Consider the following 9,868-nt stretch of genomic DNA (forward strand, 5'->3'; position numbering starts at 1 on the left):
CCGTCAGTACCCGAGCTCGCGATTGACCAGGTGAATGAACGGCTCGCCCGCTTCGCCGCGGCGGATGTTTTCCGCGATCACCTGCGAGGCGGATTTTTGTCGTGTTTCCGAGGCGATATGCGGCGTCACGGTCACCTGTGGGTGCGCCCAGAACGGGTGCTTCATGGGCAGCGGCTCTTCGCGAAACACATCCAGCGTGGCATGGCCGACATCGCCGCTGTCCAGCGCCGCCAAAAGCGCGTCATCGTCGATCAGAGGCCCGCGACCGGGGTTCACGATCACCGCGCCGTGCGGCAGATAGGCCAGCGTTTCGCGGTTCAGGATATTCTCGGTATCGCCGGTCAGCGGCAACAAAAGCACAAGGATATCTGCCGCTTGCAAGGCCGCCCGAAGCCCCTGATCGCCCGAAAGACAGGTGACGCCGTCGATCTCTTTCTGGCTCCGGCTCCAGCCGGTCATGGCAAACCCGAGCCGCCCCAAAGCCTCTGCGCAGGCCTGGCCAAGCGCGCCAAGGCCCAGCATGGTCACCCGGCGGTCTTGCGCCAGCGGCGGGATGTCCTTGCGCCAGATCCCGTCCTGCCCAAGGATATGGGCATCCATCCCAAGATGATGGCGCAGCACATGGCCGGTGACCCATTCCACCATGCCCTGCGTCAGCCCGTGATCGACCATCCGCGCCAGCGGCAGGTGCAGGGTGGGGTTGCCCACCACATCCTCGACCCCGGCCCAGAGGTTCAAAACCGCCTTGGCGCGGGTGAAGGGGGCAAAATCCTCGACCCCGCTATTGGGCGCATAGACGATGTAATCGACCTCATGCGCGGGCATTTGGGTGGCAAGGTTGGCCTCGACCCCGGCCTCGGACAAGGCGGCCCTTAGCGGCGCTTCATAGGTTTCCCACCGCTCGGGGCGGGCAGCGAACAAGACGTTTACGGGCATGAAATCTACCTTGGTTTGTGAATATGTGCGCTCTGAACAAGGCCGAAGCCGACCATCAGGACAAGCATGGCAGAGCCGCCGTAGCTCACCAATGGCAAGGGCACGCCGACCACCGGCATCAGCCCCATCACCATCGCCATATTGACCGAGAAGAACAGGAAAAACGTCATCGCCACCCCAAGCGTCAAAAGCGAGGAATAGCGATCACGGTTCGACAGTGCGGTCGAGATACAAAACAGCAGAATGAGCGTATAAAGCCCGAGGATCGAAATCGCCCCGACAAAGCCGAATTCCTCGGCCAGCGTCACGAAGATGAAATCGGTATGCTTCTCCGGCAGGAAGTTAAGCCGCGATTGCGTGCCCTGCATGAACCCGCGTCCCGTCCAGCCGCCCGATCCAAGCGCGATCTTGGATTGGGTGATGTGATAGCCGGCACCAAGCGGGTCATTGTCGGGATTTAGGAAGGTGTCGATCCGGCGATACTGGTAATTCTCAAGCATTTGCCAACTGGTGCCCCGGCTTTCAAACACCGCAAAGATCAAGCCCACGACGGCGGCGATCACGGTGGCGAAATAGGCCCAATGCACGCCGGCGATGAACATCATCACCCCACCGGCGGCCAGCAACAGGATCGAGGTGCCCAAATCCGGCTGACGCAGGACAAGTGCGACGGGAAACAGGATCAGCGCCACCGGCAAGGCCACCCAGACGGGGCGCGACACCCGCGACATCGGCAACCAGTCGTAATAGGCCGCCAAAAGCATCACCAGCGTGATTTTCACAAGCTCCGAGGGCTGTAATCGCATGAAGCCGATGTCGATCCAGCGTTGCGCGCCCTTGCCCTCGACCCCGACAAGCGCCACCGCAATCAACAACGCCAGCGAGATCAGATAGGCCAGCAGCGACATGTTGCGCCAGAACCAGATCGGCACCATCGCCACCATGAGCATGACGGCAAAGCCGAGTGCAAAGCGCTTCATCTGCGGTTCGGCCCAAGGCGACAGAGACCCGCCGGCAACCGAATAGAGCATCAGGAACCCAACCCCCGCCACGGCCATCAACAAGACCATAAGCGGCCAGTTGAGGTGAAGCATCTTGCCCGGCCCGGTCGGCGTGGTCTTGACGGTATATTCAAGATAGCTCATGCGCGATCCTTCCCGTCCGGTCCCGCTTGCGGGCGCGCGCGGCGCAGCTTTTCCTGAAGCGCCTTGATCCGGCCCCGGTCGGCGGCGGGATAGGCCTCAAGCGGCGGGTCCTCGCCATAAAGCGCCTGAAGGGTGATGTCGCGGGCAATCGGCGCGGCGGCGGTTGAACCGCCACCCCCGTGCTCGACGATCACGGCGACGGCCACCTTGGGCGCGTCAAACGGAGCGAAATCGACGAACAGCGCATGATCACGCCGCTCCCACGGCAAATCACGGTTGTTGACCACGCCGCTGGCGCGCTCGCCCGCGGTGATGTTGCGCACCTGGCTGGTGCCGGTCTTGCCGGCCATGCGAAAGGCATCTTCGATGATCCGGCTGCGATAGCCGGTGCCGCGATTGCTATTGGACACCGCGAACATCGCCTTGCGCACCTCGCGCATGAGGTTCTCATTCAGGCCAAGCGTGTCGCCATGCCCGGTCGGCTGTTCAACCCCGTCGATTGACTTGATCAGGCGCGGCGTCACCGCCCGGCTTGTGGCGATCCGCGCCGTCATCACAGCCAGTTGCAGGGGCGAGGCCAGAACAAAGCCCTGACCGATGGCGGTGTTCACACTGTCGCCGATCACCCAGGGCTGGCCCCGGTTGCTCTGTTTCCACTCGCGCGTCGGGGCAAGGCCCTTGGCGACGCTGGTCATCGGAAGGTCGAACTGTACCCCGATCCCAAGCCGCTCGGCCATGGCGCTTATCTTTTCGATGCCGGTGCGCAGGGCCAATTCGTAATAATAAATGTCACAGCTTTCGCGCAGCGAGCGGTGCAGATCGACATTGCCATGCCCGCCCCGCTTCCAGCAGTGAAACCGGCGACCGCTGATTTCCATGTAGCCGGGGCAATAGACCGTGTCATCAAGCGCGATCTGCCCGTCCTCAAGCGCGGCCAGGGCGGTGACCATCTTGAAAGTCGATCCCGGCGGGTAAATCCCCTGCACCGCCTTGTTGGGCAGCGGGCGATAGGGATCTTCAAGCAGGGCTTTGTAATCGGGAACGGAAATGCCGCGCACGAAAAGGTTGGGATCATAACTTGGCGCCGAGGCGCAGGCCAGAAGGTCGCCGGTGTCGCAATCAATCACCACCGCCGCCGCGCTTTCGCCCTCAAGGCGCGCATTGGTATAAGATTGCAGGGCGTTGTCCAGCGTCAGCTGCATATCGGCGCCGGGCTGGCCTTCCTGACGGTCAAGCTCGCGCATCACCCGGCCGGCGGCGTTCACCTCGACACGGCGGGTGCCGGCGCTGCCGCGCAATTCGTTTTCGCGCTTGGCCTCAAGCCCGATCTTGCCGATCTGAAAGCGGGGCAGGCGCAAAAGCTGTTCCGGCGCGTCGATTCGTTCAAGATCCTTGTCACTCACCGTGCCGACATAGCCGACCACATGGGCGTAATCATTGGTCGCCGGATAGCGCCGCGACAGGCCCACCTCGGGCAGCACACCGGGCAGGGCCGGGGCATTCACCGCAACCCGGCTTATCGCGCCCCAACTAACGCGGTCGGCGATGGTGACCGGCGTGTCGCCGCGCAAATCGCGCAGATCGCGGCGCGCGCGCTCAAGCTCGTCGGGGTCAAGCTCGACCAGCTTGGCCAGCCGCGCAATTACGGCATCCACATCGCCGGCCTGTTCGCGCGTCATGGTGATGCGGTAACTTGGAATGTTCTCGGCAATCACCGCGCCGTTGCGGTCAAACAGGCGGCCACGGGTGGGCGGGATAAGCTGGATGTTGATGCGGTTTTCATCGGCCAAAAGGCGAAACTGATCGGCCTGTTCGACCTGCATATAGCGCATGCGCAGCGCCAGAATGCCCATCACCCCGGCCTGAAGCCCGCCCACGACCAGCCCGCGCCGGGTAATGCGCCGCTGGCTTTCAGCGTTATCGCGGCCCGGGCGTCTCATATCCGTTTGCCCATGGCGTCAAGATCGCCGGGGGTAAGTTTGCGCACGCCCATGAGCGTATGCGACACAAACGCAACCACCGGATAGACCATCAGCGTGAACAACAGCTGCATCAGGCTAAGACCAAGCGGCGCCTGATCCACCATCAGCACCGCAAGCACCAGGCGATAAGCCAGGGTGATCGCCACCAGCGTGCTCGCAACCGAGGCCCATTCGGCGGCAAAGCTGAGATCGCGCAGGTTCGGGGCGCGGTTGCGCAGGGTCTCGGCCCCCATCACAACGCAGGCCGCCCAAAGCCCCGGCGGACGCTGGAACAAAAGATCCATGCCAAGCGCCACCAGAGCGATCAGCAGGACCGGCACGTAATCGGGCCGCCGCAACACCCAGGCAAAGGTGATCGCCAGGATAAGATCGGGCCCGGTCCAGTTGGATGGCTGGATGTTAAGCGGCAAAAGGTGCACGAATATCAAAATGATACACAAAAAAAGGTAAAGCGCACGCATCAACCAGTAGCGCTGAATGAAACTGTCAGCCATTGCCCGCCTCCGCCGCTTGGGGGGCATCGGGGGCCTGTTCATCAGGCAGCAGAACCGGCGCAATCAACTGACCGGGATCGGTCAGGTTTTCGTGCCCGTAGCTGCGCAGCACACGCAGAAATTCAAGCCGCTCGTAATCCGCCGAGATGCGCACCCGCATCCGCCCGCCGGGGTCTTCGGCAAGCTGTCCTATCAACAACCCGGCGGGAAACACCCCGCCATCCCCCGAGGTCAAAATCCGGTCGCCGGGGCGGACCTGATCGGGGTCTTCGATAAAGTCGATGGGCGGGGCCGCGCTATTGTCACCGATCAACAACGCCTGCTGCCCCGAGGGTTGGATCGTCACCGGAATCCGGCTTGACGTGTCGCTCAGAAGGATCACCCGCGAGGTATTTTGCCCCACGCCCGAGATGCGCCCGACAAGGCCAAGCCCGTCCATCGCCGCCCAGCCGTCGACGATACCATCGCGCGCGCCGACATTGATCAGCACCGACTGGCGAAACGGCGAGCCGCTATCGGCCATCACCACGCCGGTGACAAAGGTCAGACGCGGATCAAGCTGCACGTTGTTGAGATCAAGCAGCCGGGCGTTTTCCTGTTCAAGCTGAAGTGCGGCCTCTTTCCAGGCCTTCATCTGCTGCAACTCGCGGCGCAGCTCCTGATTCTGGTGATACATCCGCTGATAGCTCTGGAAATCGCGCAGGATGTTCACCGCCCCCGTCACCGGCGCCATCGCCCAGTCAAAGCTTGGCACGACCCGATCCACCACCTGCGCGCGAAACCGTTCGACACGCGGGCTGTCGATCCGCCAGACAAGGAAAAGCCCGAGAAGACACAGCAAAACGACCCCCAAAAGCAAACGCTTGAGCGGGCCGGTATAATCGTCGCCTTGTCCTCGGTCTTTTGCCAAAGGGTCCCCCTTTTAGGAAAAGGTGGGCGTCTTAGCTGTCGTAGTCAATCGCATGGCGCAATTGCTTTTCGAATTCCAGCGCCTTGCCGGTGCCAAGGGCCACGCAATTCAGGCTGTCATCGGCGATCGACACGGCAAGCCCTGTCTGTTCGCGCAGGGCCAAATCAAGATCCCCCAAAAGCGCACCGCCCCCGGTCAGCATCACGCCGCGATCAACGATATCGGCGGCCAGATCGGGCGGGGTCGCTTCAAGCGCGGTCATCACCGCTTCGCAGATTTGCTGCACCGGTTCGGCAAGCGCCTCGGCGACCTGCGCCTGGCTGATCTCGGTTTCTTTCGGCACACCGTTCAAAAGATCGCGCCCGCGCACCTGCATCGATGTGCCGCGCCCGTCGTCGGGCATGCGCGCGGTGCCGATGCTTGTCTTGATCCGCTCGGCGGTCGTTTCACCGACCAAAAGGTTCTGCTGACGGCGCAGATAGTTGATGATCGCCTCGTCCATCCGGTCGCCACCAACCCGCACAGAGCGCGCGTAAACGATGTCACCCAACGACAGAACAGCCACCTCGGTGGTGCCGCCGCCAATATCGACAACCATGTTGCCGGTCGGATCGGTGATCGGCATGCCCGCGCCAATCGCCGCCGCAATCGGCTCGGCGATAAGGCCGGCGCGCCGCGCGCCCGCCGATAGAACCGACTGGCGAATGGCGCGTTTCTCGACCGGCGTGGCGCCATGCGGCACACAGACGATGATCTTGGGCTTGGAAAAGGTCGAGCGTTTGTGAACCTTGCGGATGAAATGTTTGATCATCGCCTCGGCGGTGTCAAAATCGGCAATCACGCCTTCGCGCATCGGGCGGATCGCCTCAATGCTGCCGGGGGTACGTCCAAGCATCAACTTGGCGTCTTCACCCACGGCGAGCACTTTGCGCACGCCGTCCTTGATATGATAGGCAACAACCGACGGTTCCGACAGGACAATGCCACGGCCCTTGACGTAAACCAGCGTATTCGCCGTGCCGAGGTCAATTGCCATATCCGCAGAAAACAGACTGGGAATTTTGTGAAAGATCGACATGTGTGCCTAGCGTCCCGTCGTGAAAATAGAATAATTGCACCGCGACTCGGGGTCGGGTGCCGTTGGCACTTATAGGGGGCGGGCGGTTTGGGCGAAAGGGCCAGTTTGGCCCCGGTAAGCGTCAAACTGCCACCTGTTTGACCGCTTTCGCCCGGTTTTGCGCCCCTAGTCGTTGAGATGATCCAGCCGCGCGCGCACCGACAGGCCATGTGCCTCAAGGCTTTCGCTGATCGCAAGGGTTTCCGCCGCCGGGCCAATCGCGCGCAATGCTTCGGGCGTCATCTTTGCAAGCGTCGTGCGTTTGACGAAATCCATCACCGACAACCCGCTTGAAAACCGCGCCGAGCGCGCAGTCGGGAGCACGTGATTGGGCCCGCCCACGTAATCGCCAATCGCCTCGGGCGTCCAAGCGCCAAGGAAGATCGCCCCCGCGTGGGTGATCTTTTCCGCCAGGGCATCGGGGTCATTCACGCAAAGCTCGAGATGCTCGGGCGCGATCCGGTTGCTAAGGGCGGCGGCGTGATCAAGGTCAGGCACAAGGATGATCGCGCCGAAATCGCGCCAGCTTGCCCCGGCAATCGCGCGCCGCTCAAGCGTTTCAAGGTGGCGCTCAATCGCGGCGCTTACGGCCTTGGCAAGATCGCCGTCATCGGTGATCAGGATGGATTGCGCGCTTTCATCGTGCTCGGCCTGACTTAGCATATCAAGCGCGATCCAGTCGGGGTTTTGGCCCGCGTCACCAATCACCAGGATTTCCGACGGTCCGGCGATCATGTCGATTCCGACCTTGCCGAACACCCGACGCTTTGCCGCGGCGACAAAGGCGTTGCCGGGGCCGGTGATCTTGTCGACCGGCGCGATGGTTTCGGTGCCATAGGCAAGGGCGGCAATCGCCTGCGCGCCGCCGATGCGGTAAATCTCGTCAACTCCGGCGATCTGCGCGGCCAAAAGCACAAGCGGATTGGCCTGGCCATCGGGCGTCGGCACCACGATCGCCAGCCGCTCGACCCCTGCCACCTTGGCGGGAATGGCGTTCATCAGCACCGAGGACGGATAAGACGCAAGCCCGCCGGGCACGTAAAGCCCCGCCGCGCTGACCGGGGTCCAGCGCCAGCCAAGCGTCGCGCCGTTCGGCTCAACCCAGCTTTGATCCTCGGGCATCTGGCGGGCGTGATAGGCGCGAATGCGCTCTGCCGCCAGCTCAAGCGCGGCGCGCTCGTGATCCGGCACCTGCGCGATCAGATCGGCCATCTCCTGTGGCGAAAACCGCAGGGTTTCAGGCGTCAGCTCAAGCCGGTCAAACTTCGCCGTCAACTCGATCACCGCAGCATCACCGCGCGCGCGCACATCCTTGATGATGCCCGCCACGATATCATCGACATCAGGGCTGTCTTCGCGCTTGGCGCTGAGAAGGGCCTGAAACTGGGTTTCAAAGCCGGGATCGGTGGCGTTCAAGAATACGGGCATATCGGGTCTCCTGTCAGGCGTGACATAGCCCGAGTGCCCCGCGCGCTCAAGGCGGCATTCGCCGCAGGTGCCGAACGTCGGATTTCTTTGATCTTCACGGCAAAAACTGACCCAAAAATGAGGAAAGCGGCAAAGCTGCCCTGCTGTCGGATCACAGCGAACGTCTCGAAGATCTCAATGTTCGAGATTTTCTGCCTTGCAGCTAACGTCCGCTTCGAAAGGCCGTCATCTTCAATCGGCGGCCTCAAACCCTCACTGAATGGATGCTAGAGACCGGCTGTCTTCTTGACCTTGCTTCTCTAACCACGGGCGCTTTGAGTGGCGTCGGCTATTGCGCAGGCTACGTTCGACCTGTCCAACATTCAGGCAGTTGCGTGCTAGTGGGCCATTCAATGCCTCGTCCGAGGGCGAATGAGCGTAAACGGAACGCAACATATCCCGAATGTTGCGGGGCAAATTGCGCAACACCATCGGGCCCAGATACAATGATTCCGACAAGCAGCCATTCGCACGTACGACTTCATGGCGCTCACAAGCCAAATGATGCCAGCGCACGGATTTCTTACCACGCATCAACCGGATTCCGGGCAATGATGTAACTGATCTCGCCGGTACAAAAACCTCGTCTTCAAAGTGATCTTCCAGTTGGCCAGCAGCACCAACTAACATTCGATGCTGTGGCGAGACAATAAGATCATCGTTGGGCAGCCCCGGTGCCAACGCCCCGGCCCGGATCAAAACTGGATAGGCGTCGTTACGGACATCCTCAATGGGGACAGTTCCGTTCCAGATCCAGCGGATCGTTTGTGCACCGTTGTCCGCCGTCCATATCTGATCGCCTTCGCGTAGCTGTTCGATGCAGCGCGGTCCCAGCGGCGTGTCGATCAACGTACCTGGGGCATAGCAAGCTGGGATTGACCCTTTGTTGGAGACGGATTGCGCGAAATATGAGGTTCCACCATCATCTGACTGCACACTTTCGTCAGTGAAACCGACGTCCGTGCTGGACGTCCCATTTGCGGGGCCCTCGGTGGCAGTAACTGTATTCCCCATCCAAGACACGAACTGCAGGACCGTGCCACTGTCATCGACCAAGGCTATCGCATCATCGCGATAGAACGTGCCCGTCGGATCGCCGCCAGAGTCAAAACCAGGTGTCGATTGATCGACAACATAGACATCCTGGCCGCCAAATGTGCCGGTGAAGGACCCCAGTGAAACCGTTTTGTAGATCGTGCCGTCGGATTGATAGAGCACCAACGTATAGCTTGATACATCGGTGCCGGTCGGTACGGCAATCTCGACAAATTCCTGATCTGAGGTGCCAAAATAGTCAATCTCGGAGATATAGCCGGGCATGAGGTGATCCTTGTTTCAAGGTACACTCAACATATTCTGCTTAAAGAACGGTATGTTCTGTCGTTCCGGTTAACTGCCCAATACCTAGAATTGTAGGGAACGCTTACACGTGCGCCCACTGAAAGCGGACGTTGCCACAGCCGTGGAGAAAGGGCACTTTCCCGCGCTGCTGACCTTACTGTGCCACGCGCCGAAGAACCGGTCCGGGGCAGACATGCTTGGCGTTTCTGCCAATATTGCCGGGCGCGACCTCCTGACAGGGTTCGCAAAAATCCGCCTTATCAAGTGAAAACCTGCGCGACGGTTCAAACCGGAGCGTGATCACCGGGTAATCCCCCCATTTTTAATGGGGTCCAGCCGTAGAAATCACGTAACCGCGCCATTGGCACCGCCTGCCTGACGCTGGGGCGATGATCTAAGATACGTGTTTAACGACGTCGTTAACGACGTCGTTAAACACGTATCTTATGCGGGGTCATCGATGCGTGGTGAATTTC

General features: G+C 61.1%; 9 protein-coding genes. 1 reads left to right on the top strand and 8 read right to left on the bottom strand.

The window, feature by feature from the left end; all coding sequences use genetic code 11:
• Window positions 1-3: 3 nt before the first annotated feature.
• The 8 genes from ROG8370_RS12795 to ROG8370_RS12830 form a co-directional block, all read right to left on the bottom strand.
• Window positions 4-936, bottom strand: a complete 933-nt coding sequence (locus ROG8370_RS12795; protein ID WP_085827594.1) for a 2-hydroxyacid dehydrogenase — start codon at window positions 934-936, stop codon at window positions 4-6.
• A gap of 5 nt (window positions 937-941) precedes the next feature.
• Window positions 942-2,081: a rod shape-determining protein RodA gene (rodA, locus tag ROG8370_RS12800; protein ID WP_085827595.1), complete on the bottom strand. Its 1,140-nt coding sequence runs from the start codon at window positions 2,079-2,081 to the stop codon at window positions 942-944.
• Window positions 2,078-4,021 (bottom strand): penicillin-binding protein 2, encoded by a 1,944-nt coding sequence (mrdA, locus tag ROG8370_RS12805; protein ID WP_085827596.1) that lies wholly within the window; start codon window positions 4,019-4,021, stop codon window positions 2,078-2,080. The genes rodA and mrdA overlap by 4 nt, the downstream gene beginning before the upstream one ends.
• Window positions 4,018-4,557 carry a rod shape-determining protein MreD gene (locus tag ROG8370_RS12810; RefSeq protein WP_085827597.1) on the bottom strand — a complete coding sequence of 180 codons (540 nt, stop codon included), beginning with the start codon at window positions 4,555-4,557 and terminating at the stop codon, window positions 4,018-4,020. The genes mrdA and ROG8370_RS12810 overlap by 4 nt, the downstream gene beginning before the upstream one ends.
• The gene (gene mreC, locus ROG8370_RS12815; protein WP_085827598.1) at window positions 4,550-5,467 is read right to left on the bottom strand and encodes a rod shape-determining protein MreC; all 918 of its coding nucleotides are present in this window, start codon (window positions 5,465-5,467) and stop codon (window positions 4,550-4,552) included. The genes ROG8370_RS12810 and mreC overlap by 8 nt, the downstream gene beginning before the upstream one ends.
• A gap of 31 nt (window positions 5,468-5,498) precedes the next feature.
• Entirely contained in the window at window positions 5,499-6,545 is a 1,047-nt protein-coding gene (locus ROG8370_RS12820; RefSeq protein ID WP_085827599.1) for a rod shape-determining protein, read from the bottom strand.
• Window positions 6,546-6,710: 165 nt separating this feature from the next.
• The gene (hisD, locus tag ROG8370_RS12825; RefSeq protein WP_085827600.1) at window positions 6,711-8,012 is read right to left on the bottom strand and encodes a histidinol dehydrogenase; all 1,302 of its coding nucleotides are present in this window, start codon (window positions 8,010-8,012) and stop codon (window positions 6,711-6,713) included.
• Window positions 8,013-8,264: 252 nt separating this feature from the next.
• Window positions 8,265-9,371: a Hint domain-containing protein gene (locus ROG8370_RS12830; RefSeq protein ID WP_085827601.1), complete on the bottom strand. Its 1,107-nt coding sequence runs from the start codon at window positions 9,369-9,371 to the stop codon at window positions 8,265-8,267.
• Window positions 9,372-9,480: 109 nt separating this feature from the next.
• Here ROG8370_RS12830 and ROG8370_RS12835 point away from each other — a divergent pair, with 109 nt between their 5' ends.
• Complete coding sequence (locus tag ROG8370_RS12835; RefSeq protein ID WP_085827602.1) at window positions 9,481-9,660, top strand: hypothetical protein; 180 nt, start codon at window positions 9,481-9,483, stop codon at window positions 9,658-9,660.
• Window positions 9,661-9,868: the final 208 nt, after the last annotated feature.

The organism is Roseovarius gaetbuli (assembly GCF_900172365.1).
Taxonomy (GTDB): Bacteria; Pseudomonadota; Alphaproteobacteria; order Rhodobacterales; family Rhodobacteraceae; genus Roseovarius; species Roseovarius gaetbuli.